Source organism: Mobilicoccus caccae, assembly GCF_030161635.1.
Classification (GTDB): domain Bacteria; phylum Actinomycetota; class Actinomycetes; order Actinomycetales; family Dermatophilaceae; genus Mobilicoccus; species Mobilicoccus caccae.
In genome coordinates this window covers 4,292,400-4,314,092 of sequence record NZ_BSUO01000001.1, presented here as the reverse complement: position 1 = coordinate 4,314,092, position 21,693 = coordinate 4,292,400, and the positions used below count along the sequence as shown (strand labels likewise).

Annotated in this window: 23 protein-coding genes; 12 read left to right on the top strand and 11 right to left on the bottom strand. The window is 71.2% G+C overall.

Annotated elements, in window-relative coordinates; translation table 11 throughout:
- Nucleotides 1-75: 75 nt before the first annotated feature.
- Both hrpB and QQK49_RS21220 read right to left on the bottom strand, forming a co-directional pair.
- A complete protein-coding gene (gene hrpB / locus QQK49_RS21225) occupies nucleotides 76-2,547 on the bottom strand; it encodes an ATP-dependent helicase HrpB (RefSeq protein ID WP_284305741.1) in 2,472 nt (823 codons plus the stop codon).
- Nucleotides 2,548-2,556: 9 nt separating this feature from the next.
- Nucleotides 2,557-3,012: a DUF3817 domain-containing protein gene (locus QQK49_RS21220; RefSeq protein ID WP_284305740.1), complete on the bottom strand. Its 456-nt coding sequence runs from the start codon at nucleotides 3,010-3,012 to the stop codon at nucleotides 2,557-2,559.
- Between the two features lie 245 nt (nucleotides 3,013-3,257).
- Here QQK49_RS21220 and QQK49_RS21215 point away from each other — a divergent pair, with 245 nt between their 5' ends.
- On the top strand, nucleotides 3,258-4,280 hold the full coding sequence (locus QQK49_RS21215; RefSeq protein WP_431310562.1) for a glutathione S-transferase family protein: 1,023 nt from the start codon (nucleotides 3,258-3,260) through the stop codon (nucleotides 4,278-4,280).
- 138 nt (nucleotides 4,281-4,418) lie between these two features.
- Here QQK49_RS21215 and QQK49_RS21210 read toward each other — a convergent pair whose 3' ends face one another.
- The 5 genes from QQK49_RS21210 to QQK49_RS21190 all read right to left on the bottom strand — a co-directional run bounded on the left by QQK49_RS21210 (nucleotide 4,419) and on the right by QQK49_RS21190 (nucleotide 8,000).
- Nucleotides 4,419-5,129, bottom strand: a complete 711-nt coding sequence (locus QQK49_RS21210) for a Fic family protein (protein WP_284305739.1) — start codon at nucleotides 5,127-5,129, stop codon at nucleotides 4,419-4,421.
- 5 nt (nucleotides 5,130-5,134) lie between these two features.
- On the bottom strand, nucleotides 5,135-5,461 hold the full coding sequence (locus tag QQK49_RS21205) for a Fic family protein (RefSeq protein ID WP_284305738.1): 327 nt from the start codon (nucleotides 5,459-5,461) through the stop codon (nucleotides 5,135-5,137).
- Nucleotides 5,462-5,712: 251 nt separating this feature from the next.
- Complete coding sequence (locus tag QQK49_RS21200) at nucleotides 5,713-6,324, bottom strand: DNA-3-methyladenine glycosylase I (protein ID WP_284305737.1); 612 nt, start codon at nucleotides 6,322-6,324, stop codon at nucleotides 5,713-5,715.
- Between the two features lie 69 nt (nucleotides 6,325-6,393).
- On the bottom strand, nucleotides 6,394-6,876 hold the full coding sequence (locus QQK49_RS21195) for a C40 family peptidase (RefSeq protein ID WP_284305735.1): 483 nt from the start codon (nucleotides 6,874-6,876) through the stop codon (nucleotides 6,394-6,396).
- Nucleotides 6,877-7,376: 500 nt separating this feature from the next.
- Nucleotides 7,377-8,000 (bottom strand): C40 family peptidase, encoded by a 624-nt coding sequence (locus QQK49_RS21190; RefSeq protein ID WP_284305734.1) that lies wholly within the window; start codon nucleotides 7,998-8,000, stop codon nucleotides 7,377-7,379.
- A 490-nt stretch (nucleotides 8,001-8,490) separates the two neighbouring features.
- Between QQK49_RS21190 and QQK49_RS21185 the strand changes: the two genes are divergently transcribed.
- From QQK49_RS21185 to QQK49_RS21150, 8 genes are all read left to right on the top strand, one after another.
- Complete coding sequence (locus QQK49_RS21185) at nucleotides 8,491-8,937, top strand: threonine/serine exporter family protein (RefSeq protein ID WP_284305733.1); 447 nt, start codon at nucleotides 8,491-8,493, stop codon at nucleotides 8,935-8,937.
- The gene (locus tag QQK49_RS21180; protein WP_284305731.1) at nucleotides 8,858-9,757 is read left to right on the top strand and encodes a threonine/serine exporter family protein; all 900 of its coding nucleotides are present in this window, start codon (nucleotides 8,858-8,860) and stop codon (nucleotides 9,755-9,757) included. The genes QQK49_RS21185 and QQK49_RS21180 overlap by 80 nt, the downstream gene beginning before the upstream one ends.
- A 54-nt stretch (nucleotides 9,758-9,811) precedes the next feature.
- Nucleotides 9,812-10,465: an NUDIX hydrolase gene (locus QQK49_RS21175; RefSeq protein ID WP_284305730.1), complete on the top strand. Its 654-nt coding sequence runs from the start codon at nucleotides 9,812-9,814 to the stop codon at nucleotides 10,463-10,465.
- A 178-nt stretch (nucleotides 10,466-10,643) separates the two neighbouring features.
- Nucleotides 10,644-11,297, top strand: a complete 654-nt coding sequence (locus tag QQK49_RS21170) for a PHP domain-containing protein (protein ID WP_284305729.1) — start codon at nucleotides 10,644-10,646, stop codon at nucleotides 11,295-11,297.
- The gene (locus tag QQK49_RS21165; protein WP_284305728.1) at nucleotides 11,287-12,351 is read left to right on the top strand and encodes a hypothetical protein; all 1,065 of its coding nucleotides are present in this window, start codon (nucleotides 11,287-11,289) and stop codon (nucleotides 12,349-12,351) included. Before QQK49_RS21170 ends, QQK49_RS21165 begins: the two co-directional genes overlap by 11 nt.
- 76 nt (nucleotides 12,352-12,427) lie before the next feature.
- Nucleotides 12,428-12,802 (top strand): ArsR/SmtB family transcription factor, encoded by a 375-nt coding sequence (locus QQK49_RS21160; RefSeq protein ID WP_431310561.1) that lies wholly within the window; start codon nucleotides 12,428-12,430, stop codon nucleotides 12,800-12,802.
- Entirely contained in the window at nucleotides 12,799-13,512 is a 714-nt protein-coding gene (locus QQK49_RS21155; protein WP_284305727.1) for a cation diffusion facilitator family transporter, read from the top strand. Before QQK49_RS21160 ends, QQK49_RS21155 begins: the two co-directional genes overlap by 4 nt.
- A complete protein-coding gene (locus tag QQK49_RS21150) occupies nucleotides 13,509-14,456 on the top strand; it encodes a cation diffusion facilitator family transporter (protein ID WP_284305726.1) in 948 nt (315 codons plus the stop codon). The genes QQK49_RS21155 and QQK49_RS21150 overlap by 4 nt, the downstream gene beginning before the upstream one ends.
- Before the next feature lie 45 nt (nucleotides 14,457-14,501).
- Here QQK49_RS21150 and QQK49_RS21145 read toward each other — a convergent pair whose 3' ends face one another.
- The 4 genes from QQK49_RS21145 to efeU all read right to left on the bottom strand — a co-directional run bounded on the left by QQK49_RS21145 (nucleotide 14,502) and on the right by efeU (nucleotide 18,969).
- On the bottom strand, nucleotides 14,502-15,542 hold the full coding sequence (locus QQK49_RS21145; RefSeq protein WP_284305725.1) for an NAD(P)-dependent alcohol dehydrogenase: 1,041 nt from the start codon (nucleotides 15,540-15,542) through the stop codon (nucleotides 14,502-14,504).
- A 103-nt stretch (nucleotides 15,543-15,645) separates the two neighbouring features.
- A complete protein-coding gene (gene efeB, locus QQK49_RS21140; RefSeq protein WP_284305724.1) occupies nucleotides 15,646-16,929 on the bottom strand; it encodes an iron uptake transporter deferrochelatase/peroxidase subunit in 1,284 nt (427 codons plus the stop codon).
- 1 nt (nucleotide 16,930) lies between these two features.
- Entirely contained in the window at nucleotides 16,931-18,106 is a 1,176-nt protein-coding gene (gene efeO, locus QQK49_RS21135) for an iron uptake system protein EfeO (protein ID WP_284305723.1), read from the bottom strand.
- Complete coding sequence (gene efeU, locus QQK49_RS21130) at nucleotides 18,103-18,969, bottom strand: iron uptake transporter permease EfeU (protein WP_284305722.1); 867 nt, start codon at nucleotides 18,967-18,969, stop codon at nucleotides 18,103-18,105. Before efeU ends, efeO begins: the two co-directional genes overlap by 4 nt.
- 173 nt (nucleotides 18,970-19,142) lie before the next feature.
- Here efeU and QQK49_RS21125 point away from each other — a divergent pair, with 173 nt between their 5' ends.
- The 3 genes from QQK49_RS21125 to QQK49_RS21115 all read left to right on the top strand — a co-directional run bounded on the left by QQK49_RS21125 (nucleotide 19,143) and on the right by QQK49_RS21115 (nucleotide 21,619).
- Complete coding sequence (locus tag QQK49_RS21125; protein ID WP_284305721.1) at nucleotides 19,143-19,700, top strand: GtrA family protein; 558 nt, start codon at nucleotides 19,143-19,145, stop codon at nucleotides 19,698-19,700.
- 61 nt (nucleotides 19,701-19,761) lie between these two features.
- The gene (locus QQK49_RS21120) at nucleotides 19,762-20,709 is read left to right on the top strand and encodes a DMT family transporter (RefSeq protein WP_284305720.1); all 948 of its coding nucleotides are present in this window, start codon (nucleotides 19,762-19,764) and stop codon (nucleotides 20,707-20,709) included.
- Between the two features lie 139 nt (nucleotides 20,710-20,848).
- Nucleotides 20,849-21,619: a hypothetical protein gene (locus QQK49_RS21115; RefSeq protein ID WP_284305719.1), complete on the top strand. Its 771-nt coding sequence runs from the start codon at nucleotides 20,849-20,851 to the stop codon at nucleotides 21,617-21,619.
- Nucleotides 21,620-21,693 lie beyond the last annotated feature (74 nt).

Below are 21,693 nucleotides of genomic sequence, written 5' to 3'. Positions count from 1 at the left end.
GCATCGAAGGTAGACCCACTACCGGAACCTACGCCAGCGCCCACGGGCACAACAGTCGGACGTCCGACCTGATTCTCAGGGATGCTCGCGCGAAGGGTCTTGCGGCCAAGCGTGTTTGGGGTATCGGCCACGCATCTCGGCGCGGACGTGCGCATACGGTCCGGCCCAGAACGAGGCGAGGTCGTCGGTGATCGCCAGCGGCCTCCCGGCCGGTGACAGCAGGTGGAACACGACCGGGGCACGGCCGTCGGCGAGCACAGGGGTGCGCACCTGCCCGAAGCACGCCTGCAGTCGCACGGCCACGACGGGGCGTTCGGCGGACGGATCGACCGGGTACTCGACCCGGGCCCGCGTGCCGCCGGCCAGGACCAGGTGGGTGGGCGCGAGTTCGTCGAGGCGGGCCGCCTGCGGCCACGGCAGGAGGGCCTGTAGCCGGACGGCGAGGTCGACGGCGTCGACGCGGGTGACCGTGAGGTCGAACCACGACTCCGGCGCTGCCGCGAGGGCCGCGTCGGAGACGTCGGGCCACGGAGCGCCCAGGTGGTGGTGCAGAAACGCGAGGCGGCGGCGGAAGGCCACCCCGGCGCGGCTCGGTCGCAGCACGTCGATCCCGTCGCGCTGCAGCACCTCGCGCCACAGGGCCTCCACGGCCGCGGGCGAGGGCGGAGTCGGGGTGGTGCTCAGCTCGATCGCCCCGAGGCGGCGGATCCGGCGGGCGACCACCTTGCCGCCGTCGAGGAGACACCGCTCCTCGTCCGCCACCAGGTGGCTGCCGGCCCGCAGCGCACCGTCCTCGGTCAACGGCGCGGCCGCACGGATCATCGCTCCGCTGTCGGCGGTCGCCCTCCCCTGCGCCCGGGCGACGTCGGCGACCGCCAGCCACGCGTGACCGGCCAGCGAACTCCCCGGAGGCAGTGCGGCGCGCGTCCCCGTGGCCAGCAGGTAGGACTCCCCGCTGCGCCGCGCGATCCACCCGGGCTGGGCGAGGGCCACGACGGCCCCCACCGGCGTGTGTCCGTCGGGGGCGCTCGACGGATCGGCGATGCCGGAGGCGATGCGGCGCAGTCGATCACGCTCCCGACGCCACCGACCGACCGCCGGGTGCCGCCCGGAGCGCAGGGCCGTCAGCAGCCGTTCGAGATCCGCACCCTCGGGGCGCAGGTCGTCACCGAGCATGGCGACGACCTCGGCCGCTGCGGCCGTCCCGACCTCGGGGGCGAGGAGGGCGCGCGCGAGCCGGGGGTCGGTGGGAAGCGCGACCAGGCGGCGGCCCTCGTCGGTGATCCGGCCGTCGTCGTCGATCGCGCCGAGGTCGGTGAGGATGCGCAGCGCGTCGGTCAGAGCCGGTCCCGACAGCGGGTCGGGCAGCGGGAGACCGACTCCGGCGGGTGCGCCCCAGGCGGCGAGGGTCAGCGCGGCGGCGGTGAGGTCGGCGACGGCGACCTCGGGCGTGACGTGGGCGGGCATCGCGCCGAAGGTGTGCCGGTCGTAGCAGCGCACCACCCGTCCCGGACCCTCGCGCGCCGCGCGGCCGGCGCGCTGGATGGCCGCGTCGCGCGAGCAACGCACGGTGACCAGGCCGCTCATCGCCCGGGCGGCGTCTCGGCGCGGCTCCCGCGACAGCCCGGCGTCGACGACGAGCCGTACCCCGGGCACCGTGAGGCTCGATTCGGCCAGGGCGGTCGTGACGACGACGCGCGGCGGGTCGCCCTCGCCGCGTCCGGCGGTGACCCGGTCCTGGTCGGCGAGCGGGAGGCGGCCGTGGAGTTCGAGGACGTCGACTCCGGGCAGGCGGGGTCGCAGGCCGCGCGCCACGTGCTCGACGTCGGCGACCGCCGGCATGAACACCAGGGCGTCACCGGCGGCCGGCGTGCGCTCCCAGGCGTCGAGGGTCACGGCGACGACGTGGTCGACGAAGTCGCGGGCGAGCCCCCGGGTGTCGGCGAACGGGCCGGGTGGCGGTGCCCAGTCGACCTCGAGCGGATGCAGGACGTGCTCGGCGCGGACCACCCGGGCGCCCAGCACGTCGGCGAGCCGGTCGTCGAGGGTGGCGGACATCGCGACGAGCGTCAGGTCGTCCCGCAGCGCGCGCACCTCGGCGAGCATCCCGACGAGCAGGTCGGTGTCGAGGCCACGTTCGTGCACCTCGTCGAGCACGACGGCATCGACGCCGGTCAGCGCGGGATCGCCGATGAGGCGCCGCAGGAGGACTCCGGGGGTGACGATCTCGATCCGCGTGGCGGGGCCGACCTCGTGGCGGCCCCGGATCGTGATGCCGACGAGGTCGCCGACGCGCGTCCCGGTGAGGCTCGCGAGCCGCCGCGCCGCGGCACCGGCGGCGATCCGCCGGGGCTGGGTGAGGACGACCCGTCCGGGGACGGCGTTGGCCACCACCGGGGGCACGAGCGTCGTCTTGCCGGTGCCCGGCGGCGCCTCGATGACCACCGCACCGGCACTCAGCGCGTCCTCCAGGTCGCCGACGGCGGCGGCGAAGGGCAGACCGGCCCCGATGCGGTCGAGGTCGAAGCGCGCGGCTGGATCACCCACCCGCGTCGCTCAGCTCTGCGGGATCGGGGGTCCCAGCCACACGAGCACGCCGGTCACGAGGGCGACGCCGACCAGGGCCGTGCCTGCTGCGACGGCGGGGTTGCTCACGGCCCAGGCCACCATCCGCTCGGGCGCGGTGCGCGGGGCGGCGCCGTCACGGGCCTGCCAGCCTCCCTCGAGGAACCCGTGTCGCTTCACGTGCCGTTCGAAGGGGATGGTCGCGTAGGGCGGCACGGCGGCCAGCACGCCCAGCAGGGTCGTCCGGCGGTTCCAGCGCTGGTTGACGCCCACGACGATCGTCACGACCACGTAGGTGAGGAACACGAATCCGTGCACGAGGCCGAAGACCCGCACCCCGAGTTCGGTGGTCTGGGTGACGTACTTGAGGAACATGCCGAGCAGCAGCAGGGTCCACGTCACCACCTCGGCGAAAGCGAACAGGGTGAACAACTTCCGCGGCGACATCGGGTCCTCTCGATTCATCGATCCGGGCCGGCGGGGTCACCGCGGCCCGGTGGGGTGCTCGGGGGCGTCCGGCGCCGACCGACGTGCGCCGGCGCTCCGGACGTCCAGTCTCGCAGGGAGGCCACCGGGGCGGCGAATCGTCGCGCTCGACGCCGGGCCGAGGCCTGCGGGGTGCCCGGGCCGAGGGGGCAGGGAAGCGTCGGTGCTGGGATGATTGAACCGTCGACGACTTTCGGGAGGACCGGATGAGCGAGTACGGAGACGCGAAGAACGCCTCGAAGAGCGGGGCGTACGAGCGCGACATGAACTACATCACGGACCGGATCGAGGCCGATCCCGGCGCGCAGTGGCCGGTGGAGGCCGGTCGCTATCGCCTCGTCGCGGCGCGTGCCTGCCCGTGGGCGCACCGCACGGTCATCGTGCGGCGGCTGCTCGGTCTCGAGGACGTCATCTCCCTCGGCCTGGCCGCGCCGACCCACGACGTGCGCTCCTGGAACTTCGACCTCGACCCCGGCGGCAAGGATCCCGTGCTGGGCATCGAGCGCCTGCAGGAGGCTTACTTCGCGCGCGTTCCGGACTACCCCAAGGGCATCACCGTCCCGGCGATCGTCGACGTGCCGAGCGGAGCGGTGGTCACCAACGACTTCCCGCGGATCACGCTCGACTTCTCCTCGCAGTGGACGGAGTTCCAGCGCGAGGGTGCGCCCGTGCTCTACCCGGAGGAGCACCGCGCGGAGATCGACGAGATCAACGGTTGGGTGTTCACCGAGGTCAACAACGGCGTGTACCGCTGCGGGTTCGCGGCCGACCAGGAGCACTACGAGAAGGCCTACGACCGCCTGTGGACGGCGCTGGACCGGCTCGAGGAGCGCCTGACGACGCGGCGCTACCTCGTCGGGGACACGATCACCGAGGCCGACATCCGCCTGTACACGACGCTCGTGCGGTTCGACCCCGTCTACCACGGCCACTTCAAGTGCAACCGGCACAAGATCACCGAGATGCCCGCGCTGTGGGGGTACCTGCGCGACCTGTACCAGACGCCCGGGTTCGGCGACACGACCGACTTCGTGCAGATCAAGCAGCACTACTACATCGTGCACACCGACGTGAACCCCACCAAGGTCGTGCCGAGCGGCCCCGACCTCGACGGTCTGCTCACCCCGCACAGCCGCGAAGCGCTCGGCGGCCGACCCTTCGGCGACGGCACCCCACCCGGACCCGTCCCCGCCGGCGAAGAAGTACCTGAAGGGCATCGACCGGCATGAGGTGAGGAGCGGGGGCGGCAGCCACACGAACACCTCCGGCACGGCAAACGGTTCGTCCTGCTGGGCGGCGAGTACGGTCAGCGCGACTGACGCGCGGGGGCGAACGGTCGACGCCGCCCCAGAGGAGTGCAGGACCGACTACCCCTTCTCTGCGGTATCCGAAGAGAAGCGTCGACCGCGATGTTGACGTGACTTCTTGTACGCGTCGACAGCCTTGCGGGTGCTCTGCCATGACCCGTCCGGCGCGCGTACGGCGTCCAACCGGCCACGGGCGGCGGCCTGGCGAAGGGCCACGAGCGTGATGTCCCCATCCACCAGGGCGGGGAGCGGCAGCAGTCTCGCCGGGCCGGCGACATTCGGGAGGATGAAGCGGTTGAGGTTGTCGATCATGGCGCGGGCCAGGATCTCTGCGAGCGGACCGAACTCGCCACGGTCCGCGCTCTGCATCGCCGCCAGATAGGCGGGGCGCTGAGCTTTGAGGATGATGACCGGTGGATAGCCGAGCCGGACGAGAGCGAGGTTGAGGGCAAGTCGCCCCGTGCGCCCGTTGCCGTCGAGGAACGGGTGGATCTGTTCGAACCTGACATGGGCTTCGGCGAGCGCCTCCGGCAGCGGGCCGGTGAGGTGGCCGGTCGATATCTGTGTCCCGAGGGAGTTGACGTCGTCGATCCACGTGGTCAGGTCCGCGTCGATCTGTGGCCAGGACGGCGGTGTCATGCCCCCGGAGAACGGCGCGATGTCGTGTCGGCGGAAGCTGCCGGGAGCCTCGTCGTCGGTGGCATCCGGGTGAGGCGCGACGGTCCAGACCGGTGACATCACCAGGTGGTGAATATGGCGGACCTCCCGCATGGCGATCAGGGAAGCAGGCTGGTCAGAGTCTCCCCGCGCGCCTGGGCGTACACCCACGTGGCCGCCTGGCCGTACCCCTTGACCTCCACGTACTCGGCCAGCGGTTTGGAGCCCACGGCCCGCCCTTGGTCGAGGAGTGCCTCCACCTCACGCAGCACCAAGGTGTTGCCTTCCAGCGCGGTGGAGTGGTGCGCCTCAAGGTGCCAGATGTCCGACCAGATGTACTCCGACTCCTTCGGCGTCGGCAGACCGCCCAGCCGGTTGTTCAGTTCCTGCAGTTGAGTCTCGAGTCGCGTGAAGACGCCGGCCCGGCTCGGCCTACCGCGGGGCATGGGGCCTCCAACTTGATGAGGTGGGACGTGAGGTAAATGATCTCATCAAGTTAGCCCTCGCGTCTGGAACTTGATGAGGCGTCGCTGGATACAATTGATCTCATCAAGTTGGTCATCGGGCCCTGCGCTCCCGGTCCCTCCGACGCGCCGTCCTCGATCGCATCCAGGATGACGAACGCCTCATCACGCCTGCCGGCAGGATCCCGTTGCACGCGACGGCGGACACAGGAGGCGGCCGAGCCTGACCCGACTCACCACACCCCGGAGGACCCCCGCCGGTGGGAGCCGAGCAGGTGGGTGTCGACGATGCCGACGGCCTCCATGAGCGCGAACATCGTCGTCGGGCCGACGTGGGCGAAACCGCGCTTCTTCAGTGCTTTCGCGAGTGCGACGGATTCCGGCGAGGTCGTGGGGATGTCGGCGATCGTCATCGGCTCGGGGGTGCGCTCGGGCCGGTGGGACCAGATGAACTCCACGAGACCGCCCTCGGCGCGCAGGTCGATCGTGGCCCGGGCGTTGCGGATCGTCGCCTCGATCTTGCGCCGGTTGCGGACGATCGCGGCGTCGGCCATCAGCCGCTCGACGTCCGCCTGGTCGAACGCCGCGACGACGTCGGGGTCGAAGTCCGCGAACGCCGCCCGGAACGCCTCCCGCTTGCGCAGGATCGTCGCCCACGACAATCCGGACTGGAACGCCTCGAGGCTGAGCCGTTCGAACAGGCCGCGCTCGTCGCGGACGGGCATCCCCCACACGGTGTCGTAGTACTCCCGCATCAGGGGGTCGGTCGCGGCCCACGCGGGACGCGGGAGCCCATCCTCACCCACGACGACGTGGGCGATCGGCTCGGTGGTCGGGTCGTCCATCTCACTGCCTCCATGCCTGCGCCGGCGCCTCGGCCATCATGCCGGGCGCCGGCGCAGCCGGGGAGCGGGTCAGCGGACCTTGCCGTAGGACGCGCCCTTCCAGACGTTCGTGATCTCGACACTCTTGCCCGAGCGCGGGGAGTGGATCATCTTGCCGTTGCCCAGGTAGATGCCGTTGTGGTGAGCGCCTGCGCCACCGAAGAACACGATGTCGCCCGGGCGCGGGCTGGACGTGCGCTGCGTGGCCGCGTACTGCGCCGCCGCCGTGCGCGGCAGGTCCTTGCCCGCCTTGCCGAAGGCGTACTGCACCAGACCGGAGCAGTCGAACCCGGACGGGCTGGTGCCGCCCCAGCGGTAGGGGGTGCCGAGCTGGGCGCGGGCCGAGCTGATCGCGGTCGACCGCTGGGCGGCCGTGGCCTGCGCCGGAACCGCCGCGGAGACGGCGGTGGCCTGGGCACTCACCCGGGGAGCCGCCTGGGCGGACTCGGCCGCGGCGGCGGCGACGGGCACGGTGAAGACGGCGGCGGTGGCCGCAACGAGGATTCGCCTCATGCTGTGAAGTCGTCCGGAGACGCCTACGAAACACTCACCTGTCGGGCTGGAGGATCCGGTCCTCTGCGCGGACGCGCTACGCCCCGAGTCGCGTGGGGCGACGGAAGTGGTGGGTCCCGTTCCCGCCCTGGCCGTCGATCCCTTCTGTTTCTGGCGCGACCACAGGGGTGGGCCGCGCCGGTTCGTTCCTCGCGGCGCCCCGGGCGGGACTCGGCGGGGACGCCGCGAACGCTTGCCACGAGGGACATCCGCCCTCGTCCCAGGAATGTTACCAGACGATCACGAAAAGATCTCGATTCGACAGAAATGCAGGTCAGGCACTCACCGCTCGTCTCGCAGGGCGAGATACCGCTGGATGTCGTCCTTGACAGCCGTAGCGGCACCGCCGCGAGGACGCGTGTCGCCGCCGCGCGTGTCACAACTCGTCAACGCCAACGCCGACACCTCGACGCCCGGGACGAACCCGGGCGTCGAGGCGTGAGTGCCGTGCGGGACGGGGCTCAGCGGACCTTGCCGTAGGAGGCGCCGCGCCACACCTTCGCGACCTCGACCGACTTGCCGGAGCGCGGCGAGTGGATCATGCGGCCGTTGCCGAGGTAGATGCCGACGTGGTGCGCGCGGGCACCGCCGAAGAAGACGAGGTCGCCGGGAGCCGGGTTGCTCGTGCGCTTGGTGGCGCGGAACTGCTGGGCCGCCGTGCGAGGCAGGTTCTTTCCGGCCTTGCCGTACACGTACTTGGTGTAGCCGGAGCAGTCGAACCCGGCGGGCGTCGTCCCGCCCCAGCGGTAGCGGGTACCGAGCTGGGTGCGGGAGATGAACACGGCCCGCTTGGTGTGGTGCAGGCGCGCCTGCTGGGTGAGTTTGCCCAGGTGGGTGGCGTTGCGGCCCTTCTGGCGCCAGCTCACCTTGGTGGCCTGGCGCGAGTACCGGTTGGCCTGGTTGATCGCGGCGGCGCGGTAGGCGGCGATCGAGGAGGCGGCCGGTGCGGCGTTGACGCCGGCGAGGGAGGCGACCGAGGCGGTCGAGGTGACCTGCGCCGGCGCCGCGTGGGCGGCGGGGGCGGTGGAGGCGATGACAGGCATGGCGACGACGGCGGCCGTGGCCGCGACGAGGAGACGCTTCATTCGTGTGTGTTTTTCCGGAGACGCCTGCGGAGACATCACCTGTCGGGCTGGAGGAATCCGGTCCTCTGCGCTGGTGCGCTTCGCCCCGAGTCGCGGGGTGCGACAAGAGTGGTGAGCCCCGTTCCTGCCCTTTACCGTCGATCCCTTCTGGTCAACTGCGTAGCCCCAGGGGTGGGTCACGCGATCCATCTTGCGATGCTCCGAGGGCAGGACTCGGCGGAGGGGCATCGCAATGGCTTGGCATTGGTTATATGCGCCCAGGTATCGAATTCGTTACGGATCCATCACGATCATGTCTCACCACGAGAGACGATGCAGGTCATGGCGGCGCGCCTGTGTCTTATGATTCGAGACGGCAGACGCCACCCCTTGAGATTCAGCGGGATCGGTGGGTCAAGAGCCGGGCGGCGACGCCGAATAGCCTACGGAGACAGGCGAATCCCACGATGCCACCCGGCGACACAGACATCCTCCACGACGCAAGGACACCATGAACGAACTCGACGAGACCGGCACGCGCCGTCTCCTCGCCTACCTCACGGCGGCCGCGGTCGCGGGCGGCCAGCCGGTGCACGAGGTCGAGAACGACATCCGCCGCCTCGCCCGCCGCCTCGGACATCCGGGAGTGCAGGTCGACGCGTCGCCCACGGGCGTCGTCCTGTCCCTCGGCGGCGGCACGCCGGCCACGTTCGAGGCCGTCGAAGGCGCCCTGCGCCTCGATCAGAGCGCCGACACCTACGCCCTGCGCACCGACCTCGAGGCCGGGATCATCACGCCCACCGAGACCCTCGCCCGGCTGCAGACCCTTCGCCACACCCCCACCGCTACCCCAGGGGCGGCCTGGAGATCGGCATGCTGTGCGTGGCCACGGGCATCGCGCTCGTCCTGCAGCCCACCTGGCCGAGCGTGCTGTTCGCCGCGATCGCGGGCCAGGTGACGGCCGCGTTCATCCGCTTCGCCCCCGCTGGCGGGCGCTGTCGACGCTGACGCCCTTCCTCGCCAGCTTCGTCATCGCCCTCGCCGCGTTCGGCGCCGCCGACCTGGGGCTCATCACCGGACCGCTGCGCAGCCTGCTGCCGCCCATCGCCGTCCTGCTGCCCGGGGCGCTCATCGTCACCGGCCTCGCCGAGCTCGCCGCGGGCGCCATGACCGCGGGCACGTCCCGACTCGTCTACGGCGGCGGCCAACTGCTGCTGTTCGCGCTCGGGGTGGCCGGGGCCGCGTGGGTGCTGAAGATCCCCGCCACCGACCTCACCATCGACCTGGTCAACGACATCGGGCCGTGGAGTCCGTTCGTCGGGGTCCTCGTGCTCACCGCCGGCATCAGCCTGATGGAGTCGGTGCCGCCCTCGCTCGTGCCCTGGATCGCCCTGATGCTCGCGGTGACGCTGTCGTTCCAGATCTACGGACAGACCGTCGTCGCCACGCCCTGGTTCGGGGCACTCCTCGGAGCCACCGCGGCGAGCTTCGGCGCCGCGCTCGTCGAGCTGTACCGGCCCCGACTCCCCCGCCTGGTCGTCTTCCTGCCGAGCTTCTGGCTGCTCGTCCCCGGATCGCTCGGCGTCGTCTCGGTCGCCCAACTGGGCCTGGAGTCGTCACTGGCGGGCTCCACGACGCTGCAGGCGGTGAGCGTCATGTGCGCGATCGCGCTCGGGCTGCTGCTCGGCACGACGGCTGCGCGCATGGTGGCCGTGGCCCGCCGGCGTCGGCAGAATCTCGTCCGGAGCCGCCGCCACCGGCAGCGCCGATCCCGCTGAGCCCTGCGGGGTCCATGATGGGGCAGGCCGCGAGCGCAGAGAGGGAGGACGCCGATGACCGACGAACCACCGCAGTGGCTCACCGGCGTGCGCCCCGCCCTCGAGGCCGACCTCCCCGGCTGGTTCGCCGAGTTCGTGCCACCGCCGCGACCGAAGCGGCGCTCCGCAGTACTCATGGTCTTCGCCGACGGCGAGCACGGCCGCGACGTCATCCTCACCGAGCGCGCCTCCACGCTGCGCTCGCACGCCGCGCAGGTCTCCTTCCCGGGTGGCCACGTCGACCCCGGTGACGACGGGGCCGTCGGCGCCGCGATCCGCGAGGCGGAGGAGGAGGTGGGTCTCGACCCCTCCTCGGTGCGGATCGTCGACGAGTTGCCGCCCCTGTACATGCACCCCACCGAGAACGCCGTGACCCCGGTGCTCGCCTGGTGGCAGCGGCCGCACCCCATCGGCGTCGTCGACGAGGCCGAGGTCGCCCGCGTGGTCCGCGCCGACGTCGAGCATCTGCTCGACCCGCGCAACCGGTTCACCGTGCGGGCGTTCGAGGGCTACCGCGGCCCCGGTTTCGAGGTCGACGGGCTCTTCGTCTGGGGATTCACGGCCACGCTGCTCACCCACGTGTTCGACCTGGCGGGCCTCACCCGGGAGTGGGACGAGAGCCGCGAACGCCCCCTTCCGCCACATCTGCTCGCGCCCTACCTGCGCTGATCGCTCCGCTCGCCCGGATCACGTGGATCGGTCTGGACGTCAAGCGAACTCATCCCGTCCCGCGCGAGGCAGCGGTTGCACTTCGGGGCGCGAAAGTTTACCGAAAGAATACTTTTCGAGTCCGTTTTCCACACCAGAGTGTCTGTGTCCCTCCTCCATGGATCCTGAAAGGACCACCATGTGCCTGCGGTGCAACCCAGCGTCGGCTCCAGGGACACCGCCGGCCGACTGGGGCGACCCCGTCGCCCCGCTCACCGCGGCACGTGGACTCTCCCGACACGGGCTCCTCACCGGCACGTACACGGCCGGCCCCGGAGCCGGGATCCTCTCCGGCCTCGCCCGGGCGGCGGGCCCCTTGGCCGGCATCCCCCGGCACGGCCGCGGTCAGTGGGTCGTGGGCGACCATCACGTGCACTCGATCTTCAGCCACGATGCCAAGTACCTCATGCGCACCCAGGTCGAGAAGGCGCACGCGTTCGGCCTGGACTGGCTGGTGTTCACCGAGCACAGCAACTACGCCCACCACGCCAAGGGCGCACTCGACCAGAAGGCCGAACTGGCCCACCTCCGGCGCCAGTACCCCGATCTCATGCTCTTCCAGGGCCTGGAGTGGTCCATCCCCGCCGCCGGCCAGGCCTGCGTCGTCGTGGCGCCGGGAGACAACGACGCCGAACTCCTGCGGGCCTTCGAGAAGCTGTGGGACGGACGGCTGAACGGCTGGCTGGAGCCCCCCCCCCCCCCCCGGCAGTCCGCGGGTGGTGCAGTGCGAGGAGAGGGCGCGGCAGGCGCTGAGGTGGCTCGAGGGGGAACGGCGTCGCCGGGTGGTCGATGACGCGCTCGTGCTGGTCAGCCACCCGATGCGACTGGGCCTGAACTCCCCGCACGAACTGCGGAGCTGGCGAGACGCGGCCCCCGACCTGGTCGTCGGCATGGAGGGCGCCCCCGGCGCCCAGGCCGGCGCGTTCGGCACGTTCGGTCACCCGCGGTACCAGCGGGGTGAGTACGAGCACTCCCCCACCCCGCACTCCTGGCCCGACTATCCCGCCGACGTCTACCGCACCCGAGGCGGATTCGACTGGGCGACGTCCGTGGTCGGCGGGCTGTGGGACTCGTTGCTCGCCGAAGGGCTGCCGTTCTGGATCACGGCCAACTCCGATCACCACCTCGAGGCCCACGACTCGACGACGGTCGGCCCCTACCCTCCCGGGCACACCTTCGACACGCTCGGCCGTCACCCCCTGCCCGTGCCGACCGAGACACCCCAGCACGGAAGCGACTACTGGCCGGGCAAGTTCAGCCGCAACCACACCTTCGTCACCAGGCGCAGCCCGCGCGGCGTGATGGCGGGCCTGCGGGCCGGGCGGTCCTGGGTCGACCACGGTCATCTCGTGGCCGACGTCGTCGTCGTGCGCGGTCGGCGCACCCGACGAGGAAAGGGCCCGGGCCGGCACCGCGCGGAGACTCTCGGCGGACGCCTCGTCGTGCGGCGCGGCAGCACCGTCGAACTCTCGGTGACGATCACGCCGACCGACTACCGCAACGCGGTCGAGATCCGGCCTCGGCTCGCCCACGTCGACGTCATCCGGGGCAGGATCACCGGCCCCCGCGAGGACCGGGACTCCTGGCGGGCCCCCGACACGCGCGTGGTGGAGCAGACCGACGTCTCCGGACGCGAGGGGACCTACACGCTGACCTACCGGTTCACCGCGGACGAGTCGTTCTACCTGCGCCTGCGCGGCAGCGACGGGAATCGCGGCTGCGTCGGCCCGCTGGGCGCGTCGATCGACCCGCGGGGTCCGATCCCCCACGGCTCCGAGCCCGGCGCCGGCAATCCCTGGCTCGACACGTGGTTCTACACCAACCCGGTCTTCGTCGAGGTCCGGTAGGGCGCTCGGAGGCAGACCGAGCGACCGGGTTGTCGACCCCTGTCGCAGTCACACCGGCGAGCGCTATCATCGCTGCATGACGATGAAAACGCTCACGGACGATGCTCCGGAGGTCCCTGCCGAAGAGGGTGCCGCCGAGGCAGCGGCCTGCCTGTTCAACGGATTCGGTGACCGATCCAGGCTCGTGATCGTCCAACACCTGCTGCTCGGCGAACACCGGGTGGTCGACCTGACCCAGCACCTGGGCCTGGCGCAGTCGACCGTGAGCAAGCATCTGGCGTGCCTGCTGGACTGCGGCATCGTCAGCGTGCGGGCGGAGGGCCGCGCGTCGATGTACTCCGTGGCCCACCCGCAGGCCACGCTCGACCTGCTCTCGGCCGCGGAACGACTGCTCGGAGCGACCGGTGACGCCGTCGCGCTGTGCCCCCGGTACGGAACGGAGCGGTCATGAGCGCGCACGCGCAGCCCGTGGTGGTCTCGCCCGAGCGGCGAGCGGTACTCGGCCGCCGGGCTCAGCTCCTCGCCGGGGCGTCGGTGGCGTACAACGTGATCGAGGCGGTGGTCGCGGTCGGCGCCGGCGCGGCGGCCTCGTCCATGGCCCTGGTGGGATTCGGCCTCGACTCGACCGTGGAGGTCGCCAGCGGACTGATCATCCTGTGGCAGTTCCGTCACCGCCTGCCCGAATCGCGTGAGGCGGCGGCCCTGCGGATGATCGCCCTGTCGTTCTTCGCCCTCGCCGGGTACGTGGCCGTCGAGGCGATCGGCGCCCTCGTCGCCCACGAACCTCCGGACGCCTCGACGGTGGGCGTGGTCATCGCCGTCCTGTCGCTGCTGATCATGCCGTTCCTGTCATGGGCGCAGCGGCGCACCGGGCGTGAGCTGGGCTCGGGCAGCGTCGTCGCCGACTCCAAGCAGACCCTGCTGTGCACCTACCTCTCCGCGGTGCTCCTCGTCGGGCTGCTGGCCAACATGACGCTCGGCTGGTGGTGGGCCGACCCGATCGCCGCCCTGGTGATCAGCGCGGTCGCGGTGCGCGAGGGCATCGAGGCCTGGCGGGGTGAGCAGTGCGGCTGCGGCCCCGTCGCCCTGCCCGACGAGCCCGCCACGTGCTGTGGCGGCGCCCCCACCAGCGACGCGGCGAGCCCGACGGCACGGACATGACCGGGGAGCGGGGTGGGCACGGTCACGGCAACCACAACGGGCACGGTCACGACCACGGAGCGCTCGTCGACCACCGTGGCCGGCTCGCGGCGGTGCTCGCGATCACCGTCACCGTCCTGGTGGTCGAGGTCGTCGGCGCGATCGTCTCCGGGAGCCTGGCCCTGCTCGCCGACGCCGGGCACATGCTCACCGACGTCGCCGGCCTGGCCATGGCCATGGTCGCGGCGACGCTGGCCCGTCGTCCCGCCACCCCGTTCCGCACCTGGGGGTTCGTGCGCGCCGAGATCCTGGGCGCCGCCGCGCAGGCGATCCTGCTGCTCGGGGTGGGCGTGTTCATCCTCGTCGAGAGCATCGAACGGCTGAGCAGGCCGCCGGAGGTCGCCTCGACCGCGATGATCGTCTTCGGTGTGGTCGGCCTGCTCGCCAACGTCGTCGGCATGATGATCCTGGCCGGTTCACGCAGCTCGAACCTCAACATGCGTGCGGCGTTCCTCGAGGTCGTCAACGACGCCCTCGGGTCGGTCGCCGTCATCGTCGCCGCGATCGTCATCGCCACCACGGGCTTCGACCGTGCCGACGCCATCGCCTCGCTGGTCATCGTCGCGCTGATCGTGCCCCGGACGATCCGGCTCCTGCGTGACGCGGTGCACGTGCTGATGGAGTCCACGCCGCCCGGCCTCGACCTGGCCGCGGTGCGGGAGGGCATCCTCGGGCTGCATCACGTCCGCGACGTGCACGACCTGCACGCCACGCAGGTCGCCACCGGCATCCCCGTCCTCACCGCGCACGTGGTCGTCGACGACGGGTGCTTCCGGGATGCCCACGCCCTCCAACTGCTCGACGCCGTCCAGGCACGACTGCGCGACGACTTCGACATCGCCCACTCGACCATCCAGCTCGAGGGACCGACCCACGTCGGCCACGAGTACCCCACCCACGACTGACCGGCCCGAGAACGCGCTCGAACCGAGGGGCGGTCCCCCGAGTCGTCAGAGGGTGCTGGTGTCGATGACGAACCGGTAGCGCACGTCGGAGGCCATGACCCGCTCGTAGGCCTCGTCGACCTGGTCGGCGGAGATGACCTCCACCTCGGCGCCGATGCCCTTCTCCCCGCAGAAGTCGAGCATCTCCTGGGTCTCGGCGATCGAGCCGATCATCGAGCCGGCCAGCGACTTGCGGCCGGGGATGAGCGCGAACGCCGGCACCTGCATCGGCACGGGCGGGCCGCCCACCTGCACGAGCGTGCCGTCGGTGGCCAGCAGGGACAGGTACTTCGCGATGTCGAGGTCGGCCGAGACCGTGTTGACGATGAGGTCGAAGCGGCCTCGCAGGTCCTCGAACGTCGAGTCGTCGGAGGTGGCGTAGTAGTGGTCGGCGCCCAGACGCTCGCCGTCCTCCTTCTTCTTGAGCGACTGCGAGAGCACCGAGACCTCGCACCCCATCGCGTGGGCGATCTTGACCGCCATGTGGCCCAGGCCGCCGAGGCCGATGACGGCCACGTTCTTGTCGCCGTCCTTCGCGCCCCAGTGGGCGAGCGGGGAGTACGTCGTGATGCCGGCGCACAGCAGCGGCGCGGCCTCGTCCAGGGCGATGTTCTCGGGGATGTGCAGGGTGTAGTTCTCGTCGACGACGATGTGCGTGCTGTACCCGCCGGCCGTCGGCTCACCGTCGCGGCCGATGCCGTTGTAGGTGCCGATGTTGCCCTTCAGGCAGTAGTTGTCGAGCCCGGCCTTGCAGTTCTCGCACTCCCGGCAGGAGTCGACGAAGCAGCCGACGCCGGCATGGTCGCCCACCTCGAACCTCGTGACCTTCGACCCGACCTCTTCGACGACCCCGGCGATCTCGTGGCCGACGACCATCGGGTAGGTGATCTCGCCCCACTCGGCGCGGACGGTGTGGATGTCGGAATGGCAGATGCCGGCGAACGCGATCGCGATGCGCACCTCGTGCTCACCGACCTCACGACGCTCGATGGTCGTCCGCTCGAACGGCTTGTCCGGGGCTACTGCGGCAATGGCCTTGACCTGCATGAGGGTTCCTCTCCTCGGGGCGGGGCGTGCTCACCCCCAGCGTCCTCCCCTGCGCCGCAGGACCGCAAAACCAGGGCCCGATGTGCGCAAAACGGAATGGCCCTCAGGCGAAGAGCGCCTGCCCCACGAACTCCCCCGGTGCCGCTCCCGGCGGCACGGCGAACAGGCCGGAGCCGCGGTGTTGGAGGTACTCCATCATCAGGTCCTGGCGGGACATGCGGGTCTGCATCGGGATGTACTGGCGCACCGGATCGCGCACGAACGCGATGAAGAACAGCCCGGCGTCGAGGCGTCCGAGGTCGTCGTTGCCGTCGATGAAGTTGTAGCCGCGTCGCAGCATCCGCGCGCCGTCGTTGTGCGTGGGGTGGGCCAGCGCGACGTGGGAGTTCTCGTCGATCAGCGGCTTGCCGCCGCGTCCGGCGAGCGCGAAGTCCGGCTCGGAGAACTCCTCCCCGCCGGACAACGGGGCCCCGGCGGGGCGGTCGCGGCCGACGATGCGTTCCTGCTCCCGCATCGAGGAGCGGTCCCACGTCTCCATGTTCATGTTGATGCGCCGCGCGACGAGGTAGGAGCCGCCGGCGAGCCAGTCGGCCTTCGGGTCGTCGCCGCGCCCCACCCACAGGTGCCGGTCGAGTTCGGCGGGCTCCTCGGCCTTGAGGTTGGCGGTGCCGTCTTTGAACCCGAAGAGGTTGCGCGGCGTCGCCTGCTCGGTCGAGGTCGAGGAGGTGCGGCCGTAGCCGAGCTGGCTCCACCGCAGCGCCGCCGTGCCGAACGCGATCCGCGACAGGTTGCGCACCGCGTGCACCGCGACCTGGGGGTCGTCGGCACAGGCCTGCACGCACAGATCCCCGTCGCTGCGTCGCGGGTCGAGCTTGTCAGCCGGGAAGTGCGGCAGGCGGGTCAGCGCCGCGGGTTGCCGGGCCGCGAGGCCGAACCGGTCGGCGCCGCTCGCATCACGGAACAAGGTCGGCCCGAACCCGAACGTGATCGACAACCGCGCCGCGGGGAGCCCCTGCGCCTCACCGGTGTCGTTGGGTGGGGAGTCGTAGGAGGTCGGATCGCCACCGACGGGACGTCCCGCCGTCATCTCCGCCGCCGCGGCCGTCCACGCCGTGAGCAGCGCGATCACGTCGTCCCGCGAGGTGGTGGTGAGGTCGAACGCGGCGAAGTGCAGCCGGTCCTGCGCCGGGGTGACGATGCCGGCCTGATGCCGACCGTGGAAGGGGTAGGCCTCCGGCGGTGCGGCCGGCGACGACTCCTCCGGCTGCGTCGCGCCGCGCGCACCGGTGGCGACGAATCCGGCCGTCCCCAGCGCGATCCCGGCTCCGGTCGCACCCGCGAGAAGGTTGCGCCGACTCGGGCCACGTCGATCCCCGCTCGAGTCCATCTCAGATCACGGCGGCCGTGAGCTTGCTCAGCGGCTCGCTCAGGGCGTTGACGGCATCCGAGAGCTGCTTGACCTCGGCCTTGCTCAGCGTGTCGTAGGTGACGAACCCGTCGCCCTTCTTGTGCTGGTCGAGCAGCTTCTGCAGTTCGCTCATCCGCAACTGGATCTGGGAGTCGAGGGTGGCGTCCTTCTTCTTGAGGATCGGCCGCAGCCCCTCCCACGCGACGCGCGCACCGTCGACGTTGGCCTGGAAGTCCCACAGGTCGGTGTGGCTCCAGATCTCCTCCTCGCCGGTGACCTTGCCGGTGGCGACCTCGTCCAGCAGCGACTTGGCGCCGTTGCCGATCTGGTCGGTCGTGAAGGTGATGTCGCGGGTGCGCTCGTAGAGCTCGCCGGTGTCGGACATGAGCTGACCGGCCATCGCCCCGCGCTCGGCCCGGGTGAGCGGCGTGTACCCGGACGACGGCGGCCACAGGTCCTTCTCGATGACGTGCCAGCCGGTCCACTTCTGTCCGGGCTCGAGGTCGGCCTCCCGCAGGTCCATCTTCGGGTCGAGGTCGCCGAAGCTCTCCGCGACGGGCTCGATGCGCTCCCAGTGCACGCGGGCCGGTGCGTACAGGGCTCGCGCCTCGTCGTCCTTGCCGGCCTTGTAGAGGGCGATGAACTCGGCGGTCTTGGTCTTGAGCTGCTCGGTCTGGTCCTTGACGTACGAGGCGTACTGGGCGTTGGCCTGGTCGATCAACTCCTTGTCGGCACCCGTCGCGCTCATGTCCGCGCCGGAGTCGGTGACGGTGAACGCCGACCGGATCCCCTCGCCGACCATGCCCGGCTTGCACGCCGTGAAGTAGGACCCCGGGACGGCGCGCACCACGAGGTCGCGGGTCAGGCCCGGGCCGATGTTCTCGACCTCGCCGATGATGCGCAGACCGTCCTCACCGAGCAGGTAGAACTCGTTGACCTTGCTGCCGTTGTTGGTGACCGAGAACACGAGGTTGCCCGAGCCCGCCGACTCGGCCGAGACGCGGCACTCGGTGTCGCTCGCCGCGACGGTGAGTGGCCCTGACCCGGCGGTGCCCGTCGCTCCCGAGCTCGCCGGCGCGTTGTCGGTGCAGGCGGACAGACCTCCCGTCGCGAACGTGGCGACGACGGCGGTGGTGAGGAGACGACGGAGACTCACGGGCGGGTTCCTTCTGCATGGGCGGGCGCGGCGGCCGGGGCCGGGGTCGCGGGACGACGGATCTGACGGAGGAAGAAGAACAGGACGGGCACGACGTAGGCGATCCACACCCCCACCTCGAGGCGGGTCATCACCGGGGAGATGTTGAAGAACCCCTTGAGCAGGGCCGCGGGGACCCCGTTGGGATCGAGCACGCCGCTGAGGTCGAAGGCCTGATCGTGCAGGCCGGGCAGGATGCGGGCCTCCTGCAGGTCGTGCACGCCGTAGGCGAGGACCCCCGCCGCGATGAAGATGAGCAGGCCGCCGGTCCAGGTGAAGAACCGGCCGAGGTCGAGCTTGAGCACGCCGCGGTTGACGAGGTAGGCGATGAGGATCGCCGTGAGGATGCCGAGCAGCCCACCGAGGAGCGGCGCCGTCGTCGAGGCGTTGTCGCGCGCGGCAGCCTTCGTCGCCGCCCAGAGGAAGAGCGCGGTCTCCAGGCCCTCGCGGCCGACCGCGAGCATCGCGACCACGACCAACGCGCCTCGACCCGCCTCGGCCGCCCGGTCGACCGACCCGCGCAACTCCCCCGACAACGTGGGCGCGGTGCGGGCCATCCAGAAGATCATCCAGGTGACGAACGCGACGGCCACGATCGACAGACCTCCGCCGATCGCCTCCTGCGCCTCGAACGTCAGGCCCTTCGGCCCGAACGTCAGCAACGCCCCGAACCCGAGCGAGATCGCGACGGCGGCGGCCACACCCGCCCAGATGGCCGGGAGCAGATGACGCCGACCGGACTTGACCAGGTAGGCCACGAGGATGACCACGACCAGCGAGGCCTCCAGGCCCTCACGCAGGCCGATGAGGTAGTTGGCGAACACGCACCCGTGCTCTCTGTGAAGGCGCCGACGCACCGGTGGAATTAGGCGAGGCACACCTTACGCCTACGACCCGGGGTACGGAACCGCATCCATGCAACAGCGGTAGGCTGCCCTTTCGCCCGCGCCCACGAGGCGCGCCCGAGACACCCACCCGACCTGCCTCAGGAGGACCCATGCCGTCGCGCCGGTTCTCCATCACCCGCACGCACGTCGGGGAGATGATGCGGTTCGCGCTGGTCGGTGGCTCGGGCGTCCTCGTCAATCTCGGGGTCGTCATCCTGCTCAACCGGCTGACGCCCTTCGACCCCGAGTCCGTGTTCCTGCCGCTGCTGCCGACGGACTTCAACATCCGGTGGTTCCACGTCTTCGCCTCGCTGGCGTTCCTCGTCGCCAACCTGTGCAACTTCGAGCTCAACCGCATCTGGACGTTCCGCGCCGGGGCGCGTACCGAGCGCACGCGGTTCCTCCGGTTCTTCACGATCGGACTCGCCGTCCTCGTCGTGCAACTGCTGCTCATGACGTTGCTGATGCACCCGTACTCGCCGCTGGAGCTGCCCACCGACGTCCTCGACGGCACGACCGGCTTCCGCACCCGCGCCTACTGGGCGCAGCTGATCACGGTGATCGCGGTGACGCCCCTGTCGTTCCTGCTCAACCGCCTGTGGACCTTCAGCCGGTCGCGGGGTGCGCCGGACCCGGCGCGGAGCACGAAGGCGCGATCCCGCGTCTGATCTGAGGCATCCGGGGTTCTACGATCGATCCACACCCGTTCTCGCCCGACAGGATCCGTCGATGACCCCTCGCCTGCGCGGCAACCTGCTGCTGTTCCTCACGGCCGCGATCTGGGGTCTGGCGTTCGTCGCCCAGCGCGTGGGGGCCGAGCACATGGGGCCGTTCGCGTTCAACGGCATCCGGTTCGGCCTCGGCGCCCTCTCGCTCCTGCCCGTCATCGTGTTCTTCGACCATCTGCGGACGGCTCGAGGTGGGCTCGGGGCGCGCCGCGAACGGACCCGCGCGGCGCTGCTGCCGGGGATGGCGGCCGGGATGATCCTGTTCACCGCGTCCTGGCTGCAGCAGTGGGGGTTGAACTGGACCACGGCCGGCAAGGCCGGATTCATCACCGGCCTGTACATCGTGCTCGTGCCGATCTTCGGCGTCTTCCTGCGCCACCGCACCGGCGCGTCCACCTGGGTCGGGGCGCTGCTGGCCCTCGGCGGCCTGTACGTCCTGTCGGTCCACGGCTCCCTGACGCCCGACCCCGGCGACGGGCTCGTGCTCATCGGGTCGTTGTTCTGGGCCGCGCACATCCTCGTGGTCGACCGGTTCACGCGCCTGGACGCGCTGCGGTTCTCGGCGATCCAGTTCGCCACGACCTCGGTGTTGGCCCTGGTCGCGGCCCTGCTCTTCGAGTCGGACCCCTTCGCCGGCACCGGCTCGGCCCTCGTCCCGCTGTTCTACGGCGGCGTCCTGTCGGTCGGCGTCGCGTACACCCTGCAGGTGTTCGGGCAGCGTGACGCGGCCCCGGCTGCGGCGGCGATCATCCTGTCGATGGAGGCGCTCTTCGCGGCGCTGGGCGGCATCATCATGCTCGGCGAGCCGTTGACCTGGCGCGAGCTCACGGGCTTCTCCCTCATGTTCGCGGGCATCCTCGTCAGCCAACGCACACCCCCGAACACGACGACACGCGTCCCTGAGCGACCGCGCAGGTGGCGTCGACGGACACACACCGCGCGGTCATGATCCCGCCCGAGGTCCTCGAGGAGTTGTACGGCGTCGATCCGGACGAGTTCGTCGCGACGCGGACCCGGCTCGCCAAGGAGGCGCGCGAGGGGGTGATCGCGAGCGCGCGTCGGAGATCGGTGAACTGCGCAAGCCGACCGTGGCGGCGTGGGCGCTCAACCTGGTGGTGCGGGATCGTCCGGTCGAGGTGGATCGTCTGCTGGACCTCGGACGTCGCATGCGGGCCGCGCAGTCGCAGTTGGACGTCGACGCGTTGCGGGCGCTGCGCGTCGAGCGGGAGACCACGTTGGACGGGTTCACCCGGGCGGCCCGGTTCGTCGCGGATGCGCACGGGCACGGCCTCAGCATGAGTGCGGCGACGGCGATCCGGAGCACGGGCGTCGCGGCGCTGGCCGACGAGGCCGCCGCCGACGCGCTCGCCGGTGGCGCGTTGGTGCGCACGCTGGAGTACGCGGGGTTCGGCGAGGTCGACGTGTCCGACGCGATCGCCGCGCCCCACGCCCTGGGGCGACGCCGGGAGCGATCCGCGCCCACCTCCGAGCGGGCCGACGCGACGACCGGCGAGGCCTCGGAGGACGCGAGCGCTCCTGCGGTGGAGGCGGACACGGCGACCGAACCCGAGACCACGGCCGCGAGCCGGCGGCGGCTGGCCCGGCTCGAGCAGGAGGCTGCGGACGCCGACCGCGAACTGGCGCGCGCCTCCCTGGTGGAGGCCGAGCGCGAACGTCTGGCCGAGAAGGCCGCCCGACGCCTCGCCGATCTGACGCGCCTGATGGAGGCGGCCGCGACGGAGTCCCGCGCGAGCGCCGAGGCCGCGCAGGCGGCCCGCGAGGAGCGGGAGACGGCGGCGGACGCCTACGAACAGGCCCGGCAACGGCTGGAATCGGCCCGGGAGAACCACTCGGCGTGATCGAGACGCCCCAGGCAACCTCGTGGACACCTGCCGGGAACTCAGAGTTCGCCTCAGCGGCCTTCCCGCGTCAT